This is a genomic window from Ulvibacter litoralis, assembly GCF_900102055.1.
Taxonomy (GTDB): domain Bacteria; phylum Bacteroidota; class Bacteroidia; order Flavobacteriales; family Flavobacteriaceae; genus Ulvibacter; species Ulvibacter litoralis.
In genome coordinates, this window is record NZ_FNBA01000002.1 from 742,780 (window position 1) to 767,626 (window position 24,847).

Genomic DNA, 24,847 nt, shown 5'->3' on the forward strand with positions numbered 1-24,847 from the left:
CTAGGGTGTAACAGTAGTACTTTTACATCAAACAAAAAAAACAACTATGAAAAAGATACTTTTTATTTTTATTGCAGCTATTGGAATTTCGTCACAAGTGAACGCTCAAGACATTGCCGATCATGCGATTGGTGTTCGTTTTGGAGACAGTAGTGGATTTGGAGCTGAAGTAAACTACCAATTGGGACTTTCAGAAAAAAATAGATTAGAATTTGGATTAGGACTTCGTGATGGAAGTAGAAATGAAGCCATTAAAGCAATCGGTCTTTACCACTGGGTATGGAACATTGATGGAGGTTTAAACTGGTATGCAGGTCCAGGTGCCGGGATTGAGTTTATTAATTTTGACGATGATTATTACGACAATCGTGATTCTAAAGCCTATGCAATTATCGCTGGAGATGTTGGTCTTGAATACAATTTTGACTTTCCTTTATTAATTTCAATTGATTTTAGACCTGAAATTGGTTTTGAAGATTACGATGATGACGACATTCGCTTTAATGTTGGATTGAGTGCTCGCTACCAATTCTAGTCTTAGCGCACGATATAACACTTATTTCAAGGGGTTTTACACTAAAATACAGTGTAAAACCCCTTTTTTTTGTAGTGGTTTTTTCTGAATTTTACACTAACTAACCAATTAATAACTATAATGGAAAAGCACTATGTCGATTTACATTGCCATCCATCCCTAAAACCGTATAGCAAAAGTTTTAAATACCAACCTCAGAAACAGAACATTCTAGATGCTGGTCGAAAAAACTCTATTTGGCATTACAGTCCGCCAACCGATTTAGAAAAATTTATCAATAGACTGGTTACGCTTACCAAGTTCACACAGACCGACATGATGTGTCTGGCAAAAGCAAACACAAAAGTTGTAATTGTTAGCCTCTACCCTTTTGAAAAACATTTTTTATCGAAACGCATTTGGGGTTTTAAAGGATTAACCGATGTACTGGTTAATTTGGCCGCAAGTATCAGTCAGTCGCGCATCGATTACGTGCTAAATCATAAAAACTACTTCACAGATCTTTCAGATGAATACGCTTACTACAAGCAGCTTCACAATCAGGTGCAACGTGTTGACGGGAAGATATTCACCTACAAACTAGTGACTAATTTTTCAGAAATAGAAAAAAATAATGCACTAGAAACAGCCGATAAAAAAATCATCAACATCATACTCACCATTGAAGGAGGACACGCCTTTAATAGTGGCTTAGACATGAATGTGGACACCGCGAAACGAACTGAAGTACTCGAAAATGTACAGAAAGTAAAAAGTTGGGAGCACCGACCGTTATTTATCACATTTGCACATCATTTTTACAACGAATTGTGTGGCCATGCACGCAGTATTAGCATTAGCGCTCTCAAAGAAAACCAAAACAGAGGACTCAATTCTGGGATTACTGACCTCGGAATGGAAGTCCTTACCAAGTTGCTAGATAACACAGACCAAAATCGTATTCCGATCGATGTGAAGCACATGAGTACAACTTCACGAAAAACCTACTATAATTTACTAGATACCACCTATGCTGGAGAAACCATTCCTGTGATTTTTAGTCACGGTGCCTGCAATGGTTTGCGATCGTTGGTGCAATTTAATGAAACGGATTATCCAGAACACGCAGCTTGGTTTAGTGATATCGATATTAATGTATACGATGATGAAATCGTGCGAATTGCAACATCAAATGGTATTTTAGGCTTGCAAATGGACGAACGTCGTATTGGAAGTAAGAAAGAGATTAAAAAATCGAAAGTATTGTTTCCGAATAAAGAGAAGCAATTGCGTAAAAAATCGTTATTGGTTTGGCGACAGATAGAACACGTGGCTACAGTACTAGATGACAACAATTTATTTTGCTGGGGAATACAAGCTATAGGAAGTGATTTTGACGGAATAGTAAATCCGTTAAAAGGAATTTGGACTGCTGAAGACATACGTAATTTAGCAGATGCATTAGTGCCCCATGCCAATGCTTTTTTAGATAAACAGTTACTTCACTTAAATGACTATAATCGTATTACTGCTGAGGCAATTATAAATCGAGTTATGCATGTAAATGCTATGGAATTTATCAAACGTTTTTACTAATTACTTCGGAAGCTTTTATTTTTCTGAAAAAGTTCCAGACGCTGTTAAATTAAATGTTTTTGAAAAATTTGTAACGTTAGGCTGTGCGAATTCACCAGTGATGTTTCCATGCTCGTCAAAAGACAACCACTCCTCTTCTACTGAAGTTACTTTCACTTCTGAAAAGTCAGCAGTTGCTTCAAATTCAGATTTAAAAACCATTTGATCATTAAATCTATTAAACACAATTAGATAGTCTTTTTGCGTTCCGTTTGTGCTGAAGGTATTTAATTGAAAGAAGATACCAGGCGTGTTGTTTTCGCCAGAATACTCTACAAAGCTACCTATAAGGATTGTATTTCCTTTAGTTAGTTTGTAAGCTGGAAAATACTCTTTATTCGACATTTTGTACATCCAATTGTCGGCATTGTGTCCTGTTTTGGTATCATTAAAAACTGAAACCGCATGTGGATTTGTTTCAATAAGGTTTTTATTAAGATAGGTTCCTTCGTCATCACTAACTACAAACCCTTCTATTTTTCCTTCCGAAAAAGCTTCAGAATACTCCGGAAGACTTTTTAATAACGCCTTAAAATTAGTGGTTGTTTCGTTTGTGGCAACAGCTTGTTCTTCCGCTAAATCATTAGTGTTGTTATTTTTACAACTAGTAGTTAAAAGAGCTAGTACCGCTATAAATGGCACGAATTTTTGGAATGTAGAAAGCATTTTATTTTTATTTAAAACCATTGTTAAAATTACTAATTTTCAAATATAATACTATAAATGATGATTCAAATAAGAACTTTCAGAAATACAACTGCTCGTTGAAGTTAGGGCGTTTCTTTCTTTGCCATTTCGTAGAGTTCAAGGCACATTTTTTCGTATTCAAAATAAATCATATCGCTAAAGGACTCAAGGTACGTTGTGGGAAAAACCAATTCTGAATAAATGGTTGGAAGTTTTTTAAGTTTCTCATCACGTACAACATAAAAGTCGCCCACGTATTTGTTGGTCACCAAATTGATACTTGTTTTGCCGCTACCATACCTTACTTCTGGACCGTATTTATTGCGGTCGATGTCGTAATCGGTACGTTTTATTTTAACAAGCTGCATTTTTCTGGTTTTACTGTCGTATTTAAATTCGTTTATAAAACCGGAGCGTCCGTAATCATTCCAAAATTCAAAACCGTTGGGAGTTTCTACGAGTGTATTTCCAAAATTCAAGCTTCGAATCTCCTGACTCGCCGTTTTTTTAAAATCATTGATAGAGAGAACGCAAAAGAGTTTATCGAGGTCAGAGTCTATATACACCGTATCTCGGATTCTATCTCCGTCAAAATCTTTTATAATCTCTCTTGTAGATTGTGATATTCCAGCAAATGAAATGAGGAATAGTGCAAGAAACAGGATTGGTTTCATTTTACCTTATACTTAAATATTTTTTTCTAATCGAATACTATTTCTATAATGTAACTGTAAAACAGGTAAAATATACTGTTCCTTAAATGGATTAAAAAAAAGTGTCATGGATATATGAAACGACCAAAACAATAACAATTAAAATCAGGAAACGAAGTATGTTTTGTGATATTTTACTATTTAGTAAGGCCTTATCTTTCAAAAGATACGTATTAACAAGATAGAAAGGTATAAAACTAATGACTCCCACTCGTATGCCGACAATAAAGATGACAAGTTCTTTCAAGAAGTTTACAGACTTAGAGTTAAGCATTTCTATGTATCGATAGAATACAGAGATTAAGATGCTTGCTACTAGCCAAAAAACGATATTTAAATATTTGTTTTTAAACATTTATTCTATTTTTTTTTATAACCTTTATTTACAGGAGTTTCAAAATTCGCTCGTAAGGCCTCTTCAACCTTAGGGAATAATTTTGAATGACTTAAACTATGTGACTTTGTTGCTAAATACACCAAACTACCGGGTTTTACCTCTAATTTTTTATTTTTAAGATCTGTATCGGTCACTAATTTTTTGTTATACTTATTAATTAAGGTTCTGTATTTTTTAAAGTTATCTCTGGCTAATTTTAAAGCTGTATCTAAAGAACCAAAATTTAAAGTAGCTAAGGTGTCTAAAGAATCGATAGCTTCATCTAATTTTTCTAGGTAATCTGGTTCCATTAACTGACTTATAAGGCGCATGGCCACTTCTCTAATGTCGCCTTTATTCTTTTTAACAGCCCCTTCAACTCCCGTAATAAAAGAATCGTAACTAGATTTTTTACCTTTAGAATGGTAGTCGTCTTCAGTTGTTATAGGAACATCTATTATTTCAAATTTACCCTTTACTTGTTTTTCTGGCGACCAAGAAGTATCATCTATTTGATCTACAATTCCAGAAGTATCTGTTTGAGCAATACTATTTAATAATCCTAACAAGTAACTATCTTCTTCCCCTTTATTAATAGCGAATAAAACATTAATAATTCCTAGAATTCCAATTAGGTCGATTTCGTCAAAAAACTCAGACCTACCATAACCTCCGCTTCTAGTCGTTTGGTTAGCCTCAAAAATGGCGCCTCGTGTTGTTGCCCAATCTAATATGTCATTTAAATGCCCTAAGAGGATGCTTTTTTGAGCAGATAAAATTGTTGTAGTTTCAAAGCATTTTACTTTTTTCACTAAGATGGTAAGATATTGTTTAATTCCATCTAATAAAATAACCGTTTGTCCCCATAAGAAAGGGCCTTCTGTATGGTTATTCATAACAATGTCTGATATATGCTCAAAAGCTTTAAAGTCGGTTTCTTTAATTCTTGCTTTTGCTGCTTCGAAATCTTCTTTATTAAAATTGGCGATTAAAACTTCTAGGTTTTTTAATGAGAAATCGGCGACAAAACGTTGCGTAATGTCGTATTCATTATGAACATTAATAATTTTACAATTTGAATGTAATTTAGTATGATTAAGTTGGTGTTGCTCCTTGAAGAAGGGAGTTGAAAGATAGGTTATTGTTCTACATTGCCACTTTTTAGGAAAATTAGGGTCGCTAGCAATAATATTTGTAAACTCGTTAATCACGTTTCCTCCATGAGAATGGCCAATTAAGTGCAGGTAAACCTCTTCATCTAACCAACCTTTATAATATCGTAAAAATAAGTCTAATAAACCTTCTCCTCCCTTGGTTCTATTTTCATTGTTATTATCTCCAGTCCAGCTAAAAGATTTGGCTTCAATATGCAGGTCAATAAATTGAAGTTTTAAATCTTCGACACTCGCTCGAAGGTTTTTAATTCCTTCTTTTTCCATTCTCCAATAATCACTATTAGATTGATGTTTTAGTCCTGTTGAGTTTACTGGATCGGTTGTTCCAGCAACAAACATGATAATATCTTTCGGACTAGAAATTTTAACAGTGGCAGTTTTAGTAGTGCCGTCTTCAAATTGTATTTTAAAAGTATTTTCTGCCATTTAATTTTGAATTTCTTGTGGAACAACTTCTAATTCAATCTTTTCTAGATCACTTCCTATGATATAATCGGATAATGTATCGTTTGCAAGTACTTTTCCATTATACTTAAAATCATGTGTTTTGTCTTCCAAAGAAATAGTCATCGCATCTCCTACACGATTGAGTGTTTCTATATTAAGAATTATTTTTTCTCCGATTTTGTAGCTCTCTAGTTCTTCACCATTCACATCGGTTATGTAATACTTTGTGACCTTTTTTTCTTCCTTCGGAAGTTCGGTCGGAGCTACTTGTGCTACAAAAGGATTGTAAGGATTCCAGGGTTGTTCGTACACCAAGCCCTTCATTCGAATAATTCCCCATGAAATTTCAAGATTTAATTTCATAGGATCAATTCCTTCCGAAGTAAAATGCTCACTTAAGTGCGTGATATGGGCATTTGCAAATTCAATTTTAAAGAGTGTGCTAAAACCGTCTCGTTTGTAAAAAATAATTTCTCCTTCACATAAACTAGTAGGAGAGATTATTTGATCATAAAAGAAGGTGTCAAAACGAGTAGATTCTATGGTAAAAGACAATGGTTTAGCTAAAAGCCTGCTAGTAACCTGTCCACTGTTGTCCGAAAGATATTTAAATAATACACCTGCGTCTAAAATTGTTCGTTCTTCATTATTTATAAATAGTGTTGCCTTAAAGCTCATAGGGATAAAAATGTGTTACTTTTCTACCTAAAATGACAAAAAACGTCCTCCAGATAAAACATTAAAATCAGAAAAATCAGGTTTGTAAATTACACCTCCAAATTACCATAAAAAATGGGAGTGACAAAATAGATTATCTCATCTCCGTACGATTAGATGAAAGAATAAACTCACAAAAGAAAAAAGGGAGCTTCTTTCTTAAATTTTAATTATAAGAGTAGTAAAATGACGGATGAACTTTTATCTTATAACTCTTGTAAATAAGGTTTTTACATGAATAATAAAATTATACTTTCATTTACGCTACTAATTGTATTTCCATTGCAAGCAATCGAATCTATAGTCAATATGACTTTTGAGGAAGTAGCAGTACCTGTGGGGAGAGATTAACTTACTTTGTTTGAAGCTATTCTATACACTTCTTCGTATAAGGGCACAATGTTTTTTGTGTCAAATTTCATAGCAGCTTCACGGGCTTGTTTTTTGTATTTCGCCAATACTTCTGAATCCTTCAAAATAGAAACTGCATTTACAGCCATTTCTTCAACATTTCCTACATCACTAAGATAACCACTAAAGCCATGCTGATTTACTTCTGAAAGTCCTCCAGTATTACTTGATATTACAGGAACACCACATACCATCGCTTCCAAAGCAGCTAATCCGAAGCTCTCTTTTTCCGAAGGCAATAAAAACAAATCACTAAAACATAAAATTTTATCAATCTCATTACTATTCCCTAAGAAAACCACTTTATTTTCGATTCCTTTGGCAATACAAAGTGCTTCTGCTTTTTCTTTTTCAGGACCTTCCCCTACCATTAATAATTTAGAAGGTACTTCTTTCTGAACGCGATCAAATATTTCAATAATATCTGTAATTCGTTTTACCGGGCGGAAATTACTAATATGGGTAATTATACGTTCATTTGGTTTTGCCATCAAATCTCTTTGGCACTCGGTAAAAGGATTGACATGTTTTACCACATCAATAAAATTAGGAACTACATGAATTTCTTTTTTAATATCGAAAAGTCGCAAGGTATCGTCTTTTAAACTTTGCGATACTGAAGTAACAACATCACTATTATTGATACTGAAAGTTACTGCGGGTTTGTAAAATGGATGATTTCCCACTAAAGTAATATCTGTACCGTGTAGTGTAGTCACCATCGGGATATGGATGTTCTCGGAAGCTAACATTTGTTTTGCCATATAACCCGCATAGGCATGTGGAATGGCGTAATGCACGTGCAACAATTCTATTTTGTGCAGCTTTACCATATCGACCAATTTACTAGACAAAGCTAGTTCGTAAGGCTGATAATGAAATAAAGCATAATCTGGAACAGAAACTTCATGAAAATGAACGTTGTGAGACAGTAGTTCTAAACGTACAGGTTGCTTGTATGTAATAAAGTGAATTTCGTGTCCGCGATCTGCTAACGCTATTCCTAATTCGGTGGCTACTACTCCACTTCCTCCAAATGTTGGATAACAAACAATTCCTATTTTCATGTGAGTCGGTATTTTATCTATTGATAGCTTCGTAAATTACTTCTTGAATATTACTCCGTAAATTACTTCCTATTATTTTTCTGTTTTCAGCATTTGGATAGGTTCTATTTGATAAAAATACATACACAAGATCTTCTTCCGGATCTGCCCAGGTAAATGTTCCTGTAAATCCGCTATGACCAAAACTTGTCATAGATACACAACCACAGGTTGGACCAGATTCTCCTAATTGTGGTTTATCAAAACCAACTCCTCTACGCACTTTATCTTCACAATAATAGCACGTATTAAACGCCTGCATTGTTTCTGGACCAAAGTACCTTCTATCGCCATAAAATCCATCCCATAGATACATTTGCATAATTTTTGCAACATCGTTTGCATTGCTAAACAATCCTGCATGGCCACTTACTCCTCCTAACATTGCTGCTCCTTGGTCGTGAACATAGCCATGAACTTTCTGCTTTCTAAAATAATTATCCTCTTCAGTAGGAACGATATCGGCTTTTGAAAATTTTTCTAAGGGCAAATAGGTCGTGTAATTGGCACCTAATGATTCTAATAAATTACGCTGTACGATATTTTCTAGTTTGTTTCCGTAGAATTCTTCGAGGTACTTTTTTAGAATGTAATACGGCAAATCACTATACTTATAACTCAATCTATTTCGCAATTCACTAGTACGGATTTGTTCAAAAATACTATCCTTAAAATCTTTACGCATGTACATATTTTCAGCCACTGGAATATTAAAATCTCCTGTAAATGTTTTTGAATAATACGTACTTGATGGTCCGCCACTCACCGAGTCTAAAGTAGTGGCATAAAAAGGAATCCAAGCTTTAAGACGCGCATAGTGAGACAACATTTCACGAATGGTAATGTGTGCCTTATTAGACGTTTTGTACTCCGGTAAAATTTCTGAAAGTTGCGTATCCATTGTAATTACGTCCCTATCAAAAAGCTCCATAATTAACGGTGTTGTCGCTAAAATCTTTGTTAAAGAAGCGACATCATAAATGTCATTATCTTTTACCGAATTCTTTCTACTTTGTGTGTGGTATCCAAAATTCTTCGAATAAATAACTTTTCCTCTTCTAGCAACTAGAATCTGGGCTCCTGGCATCATATCGCCCCACAAACCAACACGTGCAAGAGAATCAATCTTTTTTAAACCGTAACTACTTACCCCCACACTCTCTGGTGTACCGTATTGAAGTCTTTTTAATAGTTCTGTTTTAAGACCCGTACCTACCGGAAAATCTTCTCCAACAGAAACAGGAAGTGTTCCTTTGGCGGCTCTTGCTCCAAAAATAAGTTGAGCAGAAAGCTCTTGAGTTATTTTACTGTTTTGATACGAAACAATAATTGCTTCAAAATTAGCTGTTGTTTTGAGGTCTAATAATGCATAAGGTCTTGCAAAAACATCTAAAATTACTTTGTTGGTTCGCGCTATTTCATAAATCCAAACAAGTTCTTTTTCTGAAAATTTGTAACTCTTCCAAGGATTGTCGTTCGATTTATGAAACCCAATAATAACACGATCGTAATATTTTAACTTATCGATATAACTATCTAAGCTATTGGCTTTAATCCAATCTACTTTAGCGTACTTATCTAACTGATTCAAAAAGTCTTGTCCAGAGTCATCGCCAAAATTAACGTAGGCTATTTTAGTATCTTGTAGTTGTCGAATGGGTAAAATATCTTCTGTGTTTTTTATCACTGTAAGTGCATTTTCCATTACTTCTTCATACAACACATCATCTAATACTGTATTTAAGTCATCTACAATAAAGCTAGTTATCGTTGGTTTGTAGTTGTTTAATCCAACTTTGTATTTTGCGAATAAAATCTTTTTTACAGAATGTAGTAAGCGATCTTCAGTAATAATCCCTTCTCGGTAGGCATTCACCAATAAATCGTGTGCCTTCGGAATATCTTCAGGAATTAACAATATATCATTACCCGCCAAAAAAGCTGCTAAATCCACTTCACCTGGCTCTTTAAAATCTGCCGCGCCTTTCATATTTAAAGCATCCGTAAATACCAGTCCGTTAAAACCAAGTTTCCCTTTCAAGAGGTTGGTTACAATTTCTTCGGAAAGTGATGATGGGTAATTATGCCTCGGTTCTAACGAAGGAACATTTAAGTGTGCTACCATCACACTTGAAAGACCTTCACGAATCAATCGTTTGTATGGGTAGAGTTCGATACTGTCAATTCGTTCTTTTGAAAAGTTGATAGTAGGTAAGGTTTTATGCGAATCGGTATCGGTATCACCATGTCCCGGAAAATGTTTTGCATTGGCTAAAACCCCCGCGCTTTGCATTCCGCGAATAAAGGCAAGGGATTTTTCGGTAACATTATCTCTATCTTCTCCAAACGATCTATTTCCTATAATTGGGTTTTCAGGATTGGTATTAATATCTACCACAGGCGCAAAATTAATTTGCATTCCCATTCGTTTTGTGTGTTCTCCAATACGGCGCCCCACTTTTTCAACAATACGGTTATCGCTTATAGCTCCAAGTGTCATATTCCAAGGAAACGCATAGGTAGAATCCAAACGCATGGCGAGCCCCCATTCGGCATCCATAGCCATTAGTAAAGGAATTCGAGAGAGTTCTTGATATTCATTACTAAGCTTCGCTTGTTGTTTCGGTCCCCCTTTTGAAAAGATAACTCCACCAATATATTGATTTTGAATAAGCTCTTTAATTTTATCGGTATTGGCTTTGACGTCGTTTGAAAAAATAACAGGCATAAACAGCTGCCCTATTTTTTCTTGAAGCGACATGTTACCATAGATGCTATCAACCCATTTTTGTTGATTTGCGAGGTCGTCTTGTACTAATAACGGATTGATTTGTTGCGAAAAAGTAGTCGCACAAAGAAAGAGTATTAAAAGAGTAGCAACGTTTTTTTTCATATTCCAACTATTACAAAAACTATGCTAGGAAACGATTGTGCCAACTTTCTTTAGCTGGTACTTCCCAATTTTCTAAGTATTCCTCTTTGGTATTTACTAGGTTGTTAAAAACCACTGTATTTGGCGATACAGATCTGGCTTTTGCCATTTTTCTGAAATCTGAAAGAGATTTATGTGCAATGAATTCACCGTTGTAAAAAGTGACATTCATTTTATCCAATAAATCTACTTCTAGTTCTTGTTCTAACGATTGAATAAACCGCACTGAAGCATCAATACTACATCCTGAAGCGGAAGCGTTTACTTGATTCAGTCCGAAAACGATAAAGCGATTGTACTTAATCTCATAACCTGCTTCTAAATCGGTACCATGAGCAGTCCATTGTTCTAAGAAAGCTTCAATTTTTGGAGTAATTGCCGCTACTTCTTCGTCGGATAATTTCCTATTTGATTGGTATACCCAGATTCGAGAATCGTCGGGTAAATTTTTAAATTCGGTCAACATATTTTATAATTCCTCTGCATTAGCAATCATTTCGGCTACATCCATCACTTGTACATCGCCTTCTCTTTCTTTTCCTTTTACTCCATCTGTCATCATTGTATTACAAAATGGACATCCAGCAGCAATAATATCGGGTTTCGTCTCTAAAGCTTCTTCGGTACGTTCAATGTTTATATCTTTTGAACCTGGCTCTGGCTCTTTAAACATCTGTGCACCACCGGCTCCACAACATAAACCACGAGTTTTGCAACGTTTCATTTCAACGAGCTCCACTTCTAATTTTGCAAGTAATTCACGAGGTGCTTCATATTCACCGTTTGCTCTTCCTAAATAACAAGGATCGTGAAATGTAATACGCTTTCCTTTAAATTTTCCACCTTCAACTTTCAAACGACCTTCATTCAGTAAGGTTTTTAAAAATTGCGTATGGTGCATTACTTCATAATTACCCCCTAATTCAGGATATTCATTTTTAATGGTATTGAAACAATGTGGACAAGCAGTAACAATTTTCTTTACTTCGTAGGCATTTAAAACTTCAATGTTCCCCATGGCCTGCATTTGAAATAAAAACTCATTTCCAGCACGTTTTGCAGGATCTCCAGTACAACTTTCTTCAGTACCTAAAACGGCAAACTCTATATTTGCTTTGTGTAATAACTTTACAAAGGCTTTTGTAATTTTTTTTGCTCGATCATCGAAACTTCCTGCACATCCAACCCAGAATAACACTTCTGGTTGTTTTCCTTCTGCCATATATTCGGCCATTGTTGGCACTTTAATCGCTTCACTCATACTTTTAAATTATCCTATTATTAGTGCTGTACTTATTCTTCAAAAACTTGGATGGTCACTTTTTTATCTACTAGGTCGGTAAATTTTCCTTTGTAGCGCGTTGCTTTTACCAAGTGATTGTCTACCCAATGGTAATTACCACCACGTGGTTTTCCCATTAATAAAGAGTGGTATTTAAAACCGCTTTCTTTAAGCCAAGTTTCAGTTACTTCCCTATGAGCTTCGGTACGTGAGGTGAAAAAACATATAATATGTCCTTCGTCATACCATTTATTTAATGTTTTTAATGCATCCGGAAAAGGCTCGCAAGTAACCATGCGTTCAGGCTCTTCATTAGGAACATCTTCGGTAATGGTACCGTCAATATCTATTAAGTAATTTTTGATTCCTTCAGGTAAAACTGGGCTTACGTGTTCACCACTTTCAACTTTGTCGTGTAATATTTTTTCTACTTCTTCTTTTTTCATAATTAAGCTTCGTTTTTCCAATTTAAACGATCCATTTGGTTGAAAGGCCACGGAGCTCCGTTATTTTCAATATTGGTCATTGTTATATTCAATTCGTTTGGTGCTGCAGATTGCTCCATAACTAAGTACTGACGCATTTCCATGATAATAGACAATGGATCTATGCTTACTGGACAAGCTTCTACACAGGCATTACATGTGGTACATGCCCACAATTCTTCGGTAGTAATATAATCGCCTAATAATTGCTTACCATCAGGTTTAAATTCTCCGTTTGCATCAATGTTTTTACCTATCTCTTCGATACGATCTCTCGTATCCATCATGATTTTACGAGGCGATAATTTTTTTCCAGTCTGATTGGCGGGACATTCGCTCGTACAACGTCCGCATTCGGTACAGGTGTAAGCGTTTAGCAATTGTATCTGACTTAAATCTAATGCGTCACTAGCTCCAAATTTTGCGGGCACTTCTGCACCTTCAGCTGGCGCTGCAAAAGGATCGGCATTTGGATCCATCATTAATTTTACCTCGTTTGTTACAGCTTCGTTGTTTTTAAATTTTCCTTTTGGCACCACTTTTCCGAAGTAAACATTAGGAAACGCCAACATAATATGCAAATGCTTCGAGAAGTATAAATAGTTTAAGAAGATTAATATTCCAAGAATATGCAACCACCAAGCAGTACGTTCAATGATAATAAGTGTAGCTTCAGAAAAACCTTCAAAAAGAGGTGAAATAAAGCTACTTATAGGAAACATTCCTGCTTTTGTGTAATGAGCAGCATCTATTGCTTGTAGTTGTTGGTCGGCAGCATTCATGGTTAGAAACAATATCATTAATACCATTTCAATGTATAAGATAATATTACCGTCACTTTTAGGCCATCCTTTCATTTCTGAAGACCAAAAACGCTTTATCTTTTTTACATTTCTTCGAATCCAAAAAACAGTAACTCCAAATAATACTAAGAATGCAAGTACTTCAAAAATTGCGATTAGATAGTCATAGGTCACTCCTAGAAAAGAAAGTACACGATGCGTTCCGAACAGTCCGTCGATGATAATTTCTACAACTTCAATATTAATTATGATAAAACCAACATATACAAAAATGTGCAATATTCCTGAAACAGGACGTACCACCATTTTTGATTGTCCCATTGCAATTCGAATCACATTATTAATACGTTGTTTTTTGTCGCCTAAAGGGCCAATTTCTTGACCAAGTTTGATGTTTCGTATTACCTTACGAATGTTTTTTGTGAAATAGCCTATACCAGCTACTAAGGCGATTAAGAATAGTATGTTAGGAATGTACTGCATATATTATTGGTTGGGATCTTCTGGAGTTGTGTATTCTTTTTGTTTTTTTCCGAAAACTGATATATGAACGTATCGTTTTGGATTCAGTTTTACATCCTGAAGTAGTTGTTCTAGTTGTTTTGAAGCGCCTTCTAAATTATTATAAAGTGCATCATCTTTAAGTAGTTTTCCTACACTTCCCTCTCCATTATCTATACCTGTCGCTATACCGTCAAGTTTTGAAATTACATGTTGTAAGTCGGTAACAAGCTTCCCTGTTTCTAATTGTGCAAGTGAATCTGAAAGTTTAGAGAAATTAGAAGACATGTCGTCTAAATTTGTAAACGTACGATCTAATTTTTCGGTGTTATTAGCTAATAATGTATTCAATTTACTAGATGCCCCATTGAAAGAACTCATTGTTGCATTCAAATTTTTAATGGCGTCTTTAAGATTCACACGTGTTTCTTCATCTAAAATATCTGAAACACCAATTAACACTGTATCTAAAGTAGCTAACGTTACATTTACCTTTTTTTCTAAAGGTCCAAGAGCTTTGGTAACGGCATCTAACATACCGCCTTCAATTTCACCACTAAGGGTATCTCCCGACTTTGCGATATTATTAACGTCGTATTCTGGAAAAATTCCTAATGATTTTCCGCTAATTAATCCGGCACTATAGATACGTACTTTACTATCTCTTGAAAAAACGAAGTCGTCGTCCAACGTAAACTTTACTACAAGTCCACCCGTATTATTGGCAAAATTGATATCATTTACTTTTCCTACGTTTAGTCCGTTTATAGTTACGGGAGCAGATTTTGCAAGGCCTTCTACATTTTTATATTTCACATAAAAATAACGACTATCCTGTAATAGATTAGTCCCTTTTAAAAAGCTATATCCAAAGATGAACAATAGAATTGCTCCTATGGCAAGTATTCCTGTTTTTACTTCTCTTGTGAGTCTCAAAGGGGTCTTGTTTTAGATTCCAACAAATTTAGACATAAATATAGAGAAATCTGAGTTATTTATCTTCAGATTTTAAGACTTCCGAAAGTTTGAGCTGTTCGCCGTTTTTGAAGGCAACCACAAAGCAAGAAGAATATCCTTTTTCTTGTGCAAAAGCTTTCATTAACTGAATTTTATTGTAATCGGAAGTCGCTCCATAATAGTATTTGTATAAGTTTTTTTCTTGTGCTCTACTTATATCTTTTAACCCTTTGAAGTTGTATGGTTTTGTTTCAAGTTTCGAACTACTCGCTGCTAATTGCACTTTAAACGTAACATCCTTATATATCTTTTCTTCAGCAGTTTCAATGGCTTTATCAATTTCATCTTGTGTTATTACAGGATTTTGCGAATCGATAGTCGCTAATTGAATGTTTTTCTTATAAGTTAAAATAGCATCCGATATAGCTTCAGCCATTTCCTTTTGTCCTTTAGTAGAGTCTAAATAAGCGCCTTCTTTTTTATTGGTTAAAAAACCTGTTTCAATCAACACACTAGGCATATAGCTTTGGTGCAATACAATAAAACCTGCTTGTTTTACACTTCGATCTTTACGTTTTAGTTTGTGCACAAAATTATTTTGCACCAAACTAGCTAACATAATACTTTGATCTAAGTATTCTTCTTGCATTAAAGTTAAACCAATAAATGTTTCAGGAGAGTTAGGGTCATACCCTGCATAATTCTCTTTGTAGTTTTCTTCTAATAATATTACCTCATTTTCTTTTTTAGCGACTTCCATATTCCGCTTATTTCCATGAAGTCCTAACACAAAGGTTCCTGCTCCGTATGCTTGCGACGTATGTGAATCGCAATGTACAGACACAAAAAGATCGGCATCTGCCCTATTTGCAATGGCTCCACGTTCAAAAAGCTCTACAAAAACGTCTTTTTTACGTGTATAGATCACTTTTATATTCGGATCTTTCTCTAATACAGCTCCAATTTTCAAAACAATGCTTAAGGCTATATCAGCTTCTTTGTACCCATTTCCTCTATTTCCCGGGTCGTGTCCGCCGTGTCCAGCATCTAACACTACAATAAATGGTTTTGTATTGGTATACGTAGTTGCCTTAATTGAAAATATAGTAGTTGTTAAAAAAAACAATACTAAAAAATGTAATAATCTCGTTTTCATATAGAATAAACGCTAGTTGAAAGTTGATATTTTAAAAAATCGGATTTTAAAAACACAGCCCAAAAAATATGCTTAATTTTGAACTTTCAAAAACTAAGCCAAAACTACAAAATAATCATATCGTAGCATTGCAAACACGAAGGCAATATTTACCGGTTTTTCTTTTTATGTTGCTTTTATGCAATACTATTTTGTATTCGCAAGATCTACCAACAAAAAACGAAGTTACAATCCCTTCCGAAGAAATTCAGGATAGCATTACGGTACCTATAAAACCCATTATTTCTGAAATAAACGAAGCGGTTACAGACACCGTTAAAACAGATAGTATTAAACCGCAAAAAGAGACACTTACAGATGTAGTTGACTATTATGGTGAAGATTACGTGTATATGAATCAAAAGGAAAGGAAAGTGTATATGCGCAATAAAGCGTATGTAATTTATGGCGATATGCGGATTGATGCCGGACTTATTATTTTAGATTACAACAAAAATGAAGTCTATGCAAAAGGAATTGACAGCGCCGGAGTTTATAGTCAAAGTCCAAAATTTAAACAAGGTGCAAACGAGGTGAAACCCGATTCCATCCGATTTAATTTTGACACCGAAAAAGCATTAATTTATAATTCTCGTACCGAACAAAACGGCTTCAATGTGATCGCCGAAATCACCAAAAGAGAGAATGATTCTGTCGTTTATTTGCAAAATGTGAAGTTTACGACCTCCAAAAACATCGACGACCCCGAATATTACTTCTATACTCGAAGAGCGAAATTTGTTCCAAAAAAGAAAATTGTTACCGGACTTACTAATATGTACATCGCAGATGTGCCTACTCCTATCGGGTTGCCTTTTGCCTTTTTTCCGTTAACAGAAGATAGAGCTTCTGGAGTTATCATTCCAACCATTGGTGATAATGGTTCTCGTGGATTCTTTTTTCAAAACGGAGGATACTATTTTGCGGTTAACGACTTTTTAGATTTAACGGTATTAGGTGACTACTATACAAACGGTAGCTACGGACTCCGTGCGGAATCTACCTATGCGGTACGATATAAGTATAGAGGAAATGTAAGTTTGCGCTACGAAAACCTTATTGACAGTGAGCGAGGCTTTGACGATTTTGCACAGAGTACTGTTTACAACATTCGTTGGAGTCATTCGCAAGACACAAAAGCGAGTCCAAATTCGCGTTTTTCAGCTTCTGTTAACCTTGGTAGTAGCCGTTATTTTCAAGAATCTATCAATCAGACCAACAATGCAAGTGCTTTAGTAAATACGTTAAGTTCTTCTGTTTCATATTCTAAAACTTTTGAAGGAGAGCCACAGGTAAACACAGCTATTTCGGCAACACATTCTCAAAACACCAATACACAACAAATCACAATGTCATTACCTAGTGTTACAACTAGTGTTTCAAGAATTTTTCCTTTCGCTCCTAAAGCTGGAGTTAAAAAGGGAATTATAGACAATATTAATTTACAGTACGATTTTACAGGCGACAACCGAATTAACACAGTAGATTCGTTGTTTTTCAAGAAAGAAATGTTTGATAATGCGCTTGTCGGTATGCGCCACAGAATTCCTGTAAGTACCAATTTTAAAGTATTAAAATACCTAAGTGCGTCTGCAAATACAACCTATCAAGAGACATGGACTTTAAAAACCTTCGATAAAAGTTATGATGCTACTGCCAATGATGGTGACGGTGGCGTTGTGACGGACACTATCTCTGGTTTTGATAGCTACCGAACTTATAACTTTTCTACCAGTTTAGGAACTACCGTTTACGGAACCTTTAACTTCGGAAAGAAACGTAAAGTACAAGCAGTACGACATGTAATGCGCCCTAATGTAAGCTACAATATTAATCCAGGTTTTAATCAGTATTACGATGAATATAACATCCCTGTCGTTTCTGCCGATCCTGATATCAATGAAGAAGTCGTTGAATATTCTCGATTTGAAGGAACCTTATACGGAGCTCCTGGACAAACAAGCACTAGTAGTATTGGTTTGTCGTTAAGCAATACACTTGAAGCCAAGGTACGCGATAAAGACACAACGGCAACTGAAGCTAAAAAAGTGGTTTTACTAAACAACTTAAACTTTGGAACAAGCTACAACCTCAGGGGTGATTCATTAAACTGGAGCCCTGTTTCTTTTAGCGGAAGTATTCCTATTATTCCTAAATTAGATTTAAACTTTAGTGGTTCGTTAGATCCGTACGCACTCGATAACAATAATCAGCGTATCGACCAGTTTAATATTGACAATGGCGGAAGTTTGTTTAGACTTACAGGCGCGAATATTAGTGTGAATTACAATTTTTCAAGTAAAGATTTTGAAGGAAAAAAGGAAGATGATTTCGAAAACGACACCTTCAGAAATGGTGGACGCCCCGACGATTTATTTGGAGATGCCACAAACATTAATGACGGCCAGATATTTGCAGACGATTCAGATTCCGAAGTAGATGAAAATAGAGATTGGTATAATTATAGTCTCCCGTGGGATTTACGCGTTGCCTATACCATGTCCTACTCTAACTCCATACGTCAAAATGAAATTTCTTCACAATCGCTAATGTTTAGCTCCAATGTAGAGCTCTCTCCACGATGGAAAGTTGGAATGTCCTCCGGGTACGATTTCAAAAATAAAGGGGTTACACTTACGCAATTCCGTTTTCAGCGCGATTTAGAGAGTTGGCAAATGAGCTTTAATTGGACACCCATTGGTAGTATCAATACTTCTTGGTACTTTTTTGTTGGGATAAAATCGTCTGTATTAAGCGATATTAAATACGACAAACGTAGAGAGCCAGATAAAAACTTTTAGTACTTTTACGATATACTTCGGAAACATTTTCGGTTTAAAAAATGCTTTTACAATGAAAAAAATAATCTACACTTCTAATGCACCAGCGCCTATTGGACCTTACAATCAAGCTGTTTTAAATGGTTCTATGTTGTATACTTCTGGACAAATTGCCATAGATCCTAAGACGGGTGAATTAAACTTAAAAGACATTACTACGGAAACAACTTTGGTAATGGAAAACCTTAAAGCTGTTTTAACTGAAGCAGGAATGACCTTCGAAAATGTATTGAAGACTTCCATTTTTGTGAGTGATATGAAGAATTTTGAAGCAATCAACAAAGTGTATGGTTCTTACTTTAATCCTGAAACTGCTCCGGCAAGAGAAACTGTAGAGGTTGCAAACCTTCCGAAGTATGTAAATGTCGAAATTTCTGCAATTGCTTCTTTGTAAACACTTCTAAAAAATCTTCTACACTTTTTTAAGTGCACTTATTTAATGATAGTTACAGTGAATTTTTCACGCTTTACAAAAGCGCGCTAGATTAGTTGTTACCTTATTGTAAAAAACACGTCAGTTTCAATAGACTACCAAACTTTCCGAAGTAAAGCCCCTACTCCTGCTCTCTGATAGTAGCAGGCGAAATAAAACTGTCAGGCAATGAATTATCGTCTGGCGTTACCGGAAGTTCTTCATCGTCGTCAAGCGTTAGTTTTTTGTTGAATAGCTTATTAACTAGCTCACTAAACGTATCAAAATCGACAGAATACGTAACTCCTGCACCTTGTTCAAAAATTTGATCCTCACCGATAAACTGAAGATCAGCTTGACGGTTAAAGAAATTCATACGTAAACTACCGTCTTCGTTAACCAACCATTGCACTTCAATATCACCTGCAATGGCAGTTTCATTTACACCACCCACAGGAACTCCCACTTTACCATTTATTAAGATACGCTCGTTAATTTGTGTCGAAAGTGTAATTCCGACACGATCGGCAGTTTCTTGATTTGGAGTTCTACTTCCTGTTGAATAATCTAATCCTACTCTAAACTTCCCGTCTTGATCTGCGAAAAGTTCATTTACAATCCCCGAGACACGTTCTACCAATGTTCCTGAAAACGCATTCGAACTTTCATAATTATCGTTTACAAACGAACCTGAGGCTAATAAGAAAAGAGCTTGCTTTTGTTTTTGCTCTTCATTTTGAAGTTTATACTCTAACTCACTTTTAACTGTAGAACTCACTCTTGGAAAGTTTACATTAAAACTTAAGTCTGGATGAATAATTTCTCCTTTTAAATCGACCAAAACTTCTACAGGTATTTTTCGGTTCACAGAAGGGTTGTCTAATAATATAGATGGATTTGCCTCGGTGGCATATTTTGCACTAATATCCAATCGCGCTCTTTCTGGCGATCCATCCCAGTTAATATTCCCTCCAGGAACTACCTGAATGCTTTTCTGAATAACGCCACCATACCTAAAATCATAGGTTCCTTCATACACCTGGAAATCTCCCCACATTTGAAAAGCCCCCAACGTATTGATTCGAATTAACAGTGTTCCTGCTCCTCTTCCTTTTAATGTTGAGTTATTGACTTTATCAACTACCACTTCAACTTCAGCTTTGTTATTGATATCTAAATCAAACTCTAGCTTTAACCCCTTCAACTCTTTAGACACAAACGTCTCTCCGCTAATCCTAGCTTGTTTTTCTTCAGGAGATAAAAATTTAATAAAGGAATCATCACCAATAGATTCTGTATCACTTAACGGAATTTTAAAGGTTGTTCCCTCTTCGGTTGTAGCAATAACATCAATCTCCAATTCATCAATAGGTCCAGAAATACCAGCACTACCACTAATAAATGCGGTTCCGTAGTACAACGCTTCATCGTCTGGAGGTGTATTCAAAACCAATAAACGTTCTGGTGCAGCGATATTTAGATTTAACTCCCAATCCCCAAAGTTTTGATGCGTTGCATTACCTGAAAAAGTACCTTTGGTATTAAACTTTGTATCGGTAATATTGGTAGTTCCAATATCTAATTTGTTTTTAGTAACAACAATTTGCGTGTTATCTTCAATATCAAAATCGGTATTTAACTCAACCACACGCAATCCGCTATTTTGGATTGCAAAACGGCCTAATATATCGGGCGAATTATAATTTCCAGAAACCTTGGCATTTCCTGAAATTTCTCCTCGAATATCTGTGATAACATTTGCCCCAAACGGACTAAAGGCTTGCATATTAAAGTCTTCAAGTGATACGTTCAGATTAATTTGTGGGTTTTTAGACGACACATCAATTCCGCCAATAGCACTTATCGATTTTACGTCGTTATTGGTAAGAGAGGTGTTTATTTTATATTTTGTAAGATCTTCATTTCCAGAGATACTCAGATTTAAATCACCAAATTCGATATCGTTAATTTCAACGTTATCAATGGTAATCGTCGAGTTTGGATAATAGCTTTTATTTTTCTGAACAAAATCAAGCTTTCCATTTATATTTCCTGCCAAGCGTAAACTATCGATTGGCGGAACAAGATTTCCAACATTTACATCGGTAAAACCTATTCGAATATTTTTATAGGTAGAATCCCGCAGCACTCCAGCCATTTGTATCACTTCATTGTTGTGATTTAACATTAATGAATCTACTCGAATGTTCTTAAAGTTATCGTCGAACACAACCTTATTCAAATTGTTATTATGCTCGTTGATGTACCAGACATTCTCTTTATAAGTGATGTCAGACTTCTTTACTCCTACTACCGATTTCCCTTCTGGATTAATCGTATGGTATAACGATAAATTAAATAAATCATCTTTCAGTTTTCCTCCTTTAAATTCGGAACGAACATACATGGTATCATTGAGTGTTTTATTAATGACACTTAAGTCTTTAATATCATACACCCCTGTATATACTGAATCTACTGAAATGTATGTATTATATAATGGATTGTCATTATCTATTTGAACGTTTACCTTTCCTAAGTAATTATTGAAAAGTAATATTTCTGGAGACTTAAAGTTGAGTTTGAATTTAGATTCGTCGGAAGAAACAGAACCTTTTACACGTGTGTTTTCTCCTAACTGAAGTTCTGGCACAAACAGATCTATAATCTTGTTGTAAACCACGAATTCGTAATCAATATATTGGTTGTTCGTCACTTCATTTGGAATAAAATTGGCATAAATATTACCAATTCCATTTCGGAACAAATCAGGGATATCTTCAACTAAAAACTCACCATAAATTTTACCATTTATAATATCTGGCGATTTCACTTCAATGGTGCGAATATCCTCTTGAAATGTGGAAATAATATTAAAATCATCAAAGTAAAAATCGTCGCGTTCGTTTTGATAAAAAGTTTGCGTAAAATTAATAGTACCCTTAACGTTATTTAGGGTGGTACCATCCATATCCATCACAATTTTACCCGCAAATACAGAGACACTATCACGTTTTATAAGGTTTAATTTATTGAGTTCTGCAAAATCTACATTTGCTTCAAAATCGTATTGATTAAAGTCTTTGGAAACATCTACAAGTCCATTAAAATTTAATTTTAAATTGGGATCATCGATGGTTAGCTTCCCATTAAACAATGGATTTTTTAAATTTCCTGAAATTAGGATGTTACGATAGTCATATCCTTCAAAAACAAAAGAAGAAATACTTCCATCGACTGAAGTGTTTACCGTATTCTGTGTAAATCCACGGCCATCGACCATTACATCGGCAGTGACCTTCCCTAAAGAAGTCGTTCCAGCTATTTTCCCCAAATTAAACTGAGTAAGTTTTACGTCTCCACGATAAAAAGCATTGTCAAAATCGCTAATATTCCCCAATGCAATTTTAGCTGTCACCGAACCAATATCTGTTACAATATTACTATCTGTAACTAGATCTTGACTAGAAATACTGGTGTTTCCTCTAAAATTAAATGTCCCAAGAGTTTTTAATTCTACCGGCAAAATACTTCCTAAAACCTTTGGCATCAATCTTCGAAGTTCAAAAAAGCTAGTCGTAATATTGTGGTTTTTAAGAGTAATAGCATAACTGTTATCGCCTCGAAGTAAATCTTTAAATTTAAAATCCCCATACACCCGCATTGATCCTGAATACAATTTGGCGTTATCTAAGGTGAAATCGTTAAGAGTTCCTTTTATATCTCCATTAATCGAAATAATCTGATCGGCACCAAATTCATTGTAAAAGGAATTCAAATCATTTGTAGAAAGTTCAGAATCCTTCAAATTGGCAGTAATCACAACATCGTTGTAAAAATCTGAATAGAGTTTCCCACCGTGATTTAAATCTAAATCACCTATAATTTTTGAATGTTCCGTTTCTAGGATTAAGTTTTTAAGTTCAATTCCGTTGTTAGTATAGGCAAAATCAGATTGTAAATCCTTTATATTAAACAAGGAAGTTTCCGTGAGGGACAAGGATTCTATTTTGGCAGCGACCTCTGGTCCTATCACATTAAAATCTGAAGCCGTGATATTGATATTTTTAATATCTAATATTTCCGGTTTTTCTAAATTCTGATTCATAATACGAACGTGACCATTTTCTAACTCTAAATCATCACTAAAAAGTTTAAATACAGTTCCGCTTGGTGGTTTTCCTGTATTAAATTTTTCAGAAAAAAGAGTCAAGTTGTCTGAAGGTTCGTCTTTATAATGGACAAAATTTAAAGTAGCATTTGAAAGAATAGTGCTTCCGAAGTCAAGCTCACTCGTTAGAAGATTTTTGAAATTCAAAATATTGGTCTGAACTTGCTCTGCAAAAATCAAGGTATCTTGGTGATGATCTGCAATATAAACTTCTCTAATATCTACTTCACCTTTCCAGTTTAATCCTAAACGATGTATGTTAATATCAGTTCCGTACGATTCGTTAAGATAGTCCGTTACACGAAGAGCTACTTTAGTCTGCACAGAAGGAATAGACAAAATAATAACTAATAGCACAATGAGCAAGATGATTATTGCGAAGGTGCGAAGTATTATTTTACTAAGTTTTTTGATACGCTTTTAATGTTTTAATTTTACAACCAATAAATATGCCCTTTTCATTTTGAAAGAAAAAAACTGTTACATTCTTGGTATCGAATCCTCTTGCGACGATACAGCAGCTGCCGTAATTAACAACGGTACTGTATTATCTAATGTTGTTGCCACTCAAAAAATACACGAGGAGTATGGTGGCGTTGTCCCCGAACTTGCTTCACGTGCCCACCAACAAAATATTATCCCTGTGGTGGACCAAGCACTTCGCAAAGCAAATATCGATAAAAATCAGCTAAGTGCCATAGCTTTTACAAGGGGTCCTGGCTTAATGGGTTCTTTATTAGTAGGCACCTCATTTTCAAAGTCTTTAGCACTAGGTTTGGGCATTCCGCTAATCGATGTTCATCACATGCAAGCACATATTTTAGCTCACTTTATTAAGGCGAAAGAACAAACACCTCCAAATTTTCCTTTTTTGGCGTTAACTATTAGTGGTGGTCATACGCAAATTGTAAAAGTGACTGATTATTTTACAATGGAACTTTTAGGGCAAACCATTGACGATGCAGTTGGTGAAGCTTTTGATAAAAGCGCTAAAATTTTAGGTTTTCCTTACCCTGGAGGCCCTTTAATAGATAAATACGCACAATTAGGAAACCCAAAGGCTTATCCGTTTACAAAACCCAAGGTAAGTCCGATGGATTTTAGTTTTAGCGGTTTAAAAACGGCTGTGCTTTATTTTATAGAACGTGAAGTTAAAGCAAACCCCAATTTTATTGCTGAAAACAGAAACGATATTTGTGCCAGTATTCAATACACCATCGTGTCTTATTTAATGGACAAGCTTAAAAATGCTGTGAAACATACCGGAATTAAAGAAATTGCTATTGGTGGTGGCGTTTCAGCTAATAGTGGCATTCGAAAAGCCTTAGCTGAAGCTGAAAAGAAGTACGGATGGACAACACACGTACCTAGATTTGAATATTGTACCGACAACGCTGCTATGATTGCTATTGTAGGTGAATTAAAATATAAGAAAGAGCTGTTTGCCGAAACTAACGTCGTAGCAAATGCTAGAATGAAATTTTAATG

The 24,847-nt window shown here is 35.2% G+C and carries 18 protein-coding genes; 5 read left to right on the forward strand and 13 right to left on the reverse strand.

Annotated elements, in window-relative coordinates; translation table 11 throughout:
• The first annotated feature begins 46 nt into the window (after window positions 1–46).
• On the forward strand, window positions 47–535 hold the full coding sequence (locus BLQ00_RS09410) for a hypothetical protein (protein ID WP_093143533.1): 489 nt from the start codon (window positions 47–49) through the stop codon (window positions 533–535).
• Window positions 536–655: 120 nt separating this feature from the next.
• A complete protein-coding gene (locus BLQ00_RS09415; protein ID WP_093143534.1) occupies window positions 656–2,110 on the forward strand; it encodes an amidohydrolase family protein in 1,455 nt (484 codons plus the stop codon).
• A gap of 15 nt (window positions 2,111–2,125) precedes the next feature.
• Here BLQ00_RS09415 and BLQ00_RS09420 read toward each other — a convergent pair whose 3' ends face one another.
• From BLQ00_RS09420 to BLQ00_RS09475, 12 genes are all read right to left on the reverse strand, one after another.
• Window positions 2,126–2,815: a hypothetical protein gene (locus BLQ00_RS09420; RefSeq protein ID WP_139149382.1), complete on the reverse strand. Its 690-nt coding sequence runs from the start codon at window positions 2,813–2,815 to the stop codon at window positions 2,126–2,128.
• A 104-nt stretch (window positions 2,816–2,919) separates the two neighbouring features.
• Window positions 2,920–3,510, reverse strand: a complete 591-nt coding sequence (locus BLQ00_RS09425) for a hypothetical protein (protein ID WP_093143541.1) — start codon at window positions 3,508–3,510, stop codon at window positions 2,920–2,922.
• A 399-nt stretch (window positions 3,511–3,909) separates the two neighbouring features.
• Entirely contained in the window at window positions 3,910–5,526 is a 1,617-nt protein-coding gene (locus tag BLQ00_RS09430) for a hypothetical protein (protein ID WP_093143543.1), read from the reverse strand.
• Entirely contained in the window at window positions 5,527–6,225 is a 699-nt protein-coding gene (gene tssD / locus BLQ00_RS09435) for a type VI secretion system tube protein TssD (protein WP_093143544.1), read from the reverse strand.
• A gap of 386 nt (window positions 6,226–6,611) precedes the next feature.
• Complete coding sequence (gene bshA, locus BLQ00_RS09440) at window positions 6,612–7,742, reverse strand: N-acetyl-alpha-D-glucosaminyl L-malate synthase BshA (RefSeq protein WP_093143547.1); 1,131 nt, start codon at window positions 7,740–7,742, stop codon at window positions 6,612–6,614.
• Between the two features lie 13 nt (window positions 7,743–7,755).
• A complete protein-coding gene (locus BLQ00_RS09445) occupies window positions 7,756–10,674 on the reverse strand; it encodes a serine hydrolase domain-containing protein (RefSeq protein ID WP_093143550.1) in 2,919 nt (972 codons plus the stop codon).
• Window positions 10,675–10,693: 19 nt separating this feature from the next.
• Entirely contained in the window at window positions 10,694–11,179 is a 486-nt protein-coding gene (locus tag BLQ00_RS09450) for an ABC transporter ATPase (RefSeq protein WP_093143552.1), read from the reverse strand.
• A gap of 3 nt (window positions 11,180–11,182) precedes the next feature.
• Complete coding sequence (locus BLQ00_RS09455; RefSeq protein WP_093143561.1) at window positions 11,183–11,974, reverse strand: (Fe-S)-binding protein; 792 nt, start codon at window positions 11,972–11,974, stop codon at window positions 11,183–11,185.
• Between the two features lie 32 nt (window positions 11,975–12,006).
• Window positions 12,007–12,441 (reverse strand): LNS2 domain-containing protein, encoded by a 435-nt coding sequence (locus BLQ00_RS09460; RefSeq protein ID WP_093143562.1) that lies wholly within the window; start codon window positions 12,439–12,441, stop codon window positions 12,007–12,009.
• Between the two features lie 2 nt (window positions 12,442–12,443).
• Window positions 12,444–13,766, reverse strand: coding sequence for a 4Fe-4S dicluster domain-containing protein (locus BLQ00_RS09465; RefSeq protein WP_093143564.1), 1,323 nt, complete (start codon window positions 13,764–13,766; stop codon window positions 12,444–12,446).
• 3 nt (window positions 13,767–13,769) lie between these two features.
• On the reverse strand, window positions 13,770–14,720 hold the full coding sequence (locus BLQ00_RS09470) for an MlaD family protein (protein ID WP_093143565.1): 951 nt from the start codon (window positions 14,718–14,720) through the stop codon (window positions 13,770–13,772).
• Window positions 14,721–14,775: 55 nt separating this feature from the next.
• Window positions 14,776–15,897, reverse strand: a complete 1,122-nt coding sequence (locus BLQ00_RS09475; RefSeq protein WP_093143567.1) for an N-acetylmuramoyl-L-alanine amidase family protein — start codon at window positions 15,895–15,897, stop codon at window positions 14,776–14,778.
• A gap of 68 nt (window positions 15,898–15,965) precedes the next feature.
• Here BLQ00_RS09475 and BLQ00_RS09480 point away from each other — a divergent pair, with 68 nt between their 5' ends.
• A complete protein-coding gene (locus BLQ00_RS09480; RefSeq protein WP_093143568.1) occupies window positions 15,966–18,737 on the forward strand; it encodes a putative LPS assembly protein LptD in 2,772 nt (923 codons plus the stop codon).
• Window positions 18,738–18,789: 52 nt separating this feature from the next.
• Entirely contained in the window at window positions 18,790–19,170 is a 381-nt protein-coding gene (locus BLQ00_RS09485) for a Rid family detoxifying hydrolase (protein WP_093143569.1), read from the forward strand.
• Between the two features lie 160 nt (window positions 19,171–19,330).
• Here BLQ00_RS09485 and BLQ00_RS09490 read toward each other — a convergent pair whose 3' ends face one another.
• Window positions 19,331–23,716, reverse strand: a complete 4,386-nt coding sequence (locus tag BLQ00_RS09490) for a translocation/assembly module TamB domain-containing protein (RefSeq protein ID WP_229792596.1) — start codon at window positions 23,714–23,716, stop codon at window positions 19,331–19,333.
• Window positions 23,717–23,822: 106 nt separating this feature from the next.
• On the opposite strand from BLQ00_RS09490, the gene tsaD reads away from it, so the two are divergent.
• A complete protein-coding gene (gene tsaD, locus BLQ00_RS09495) occupies window positions 23,823–24,845 on the forward strand; it encodes a tRNA (adenosine(37)-N6)-threonylcarbamoyltransferase complex transferase subunit TsaD (RefSeq protein WP_093143571.1) in 1,023 nt (340 codons plus the stop codon).
• Window positions 24,846–24,847 lie beyond the last annotated feature (2 nt).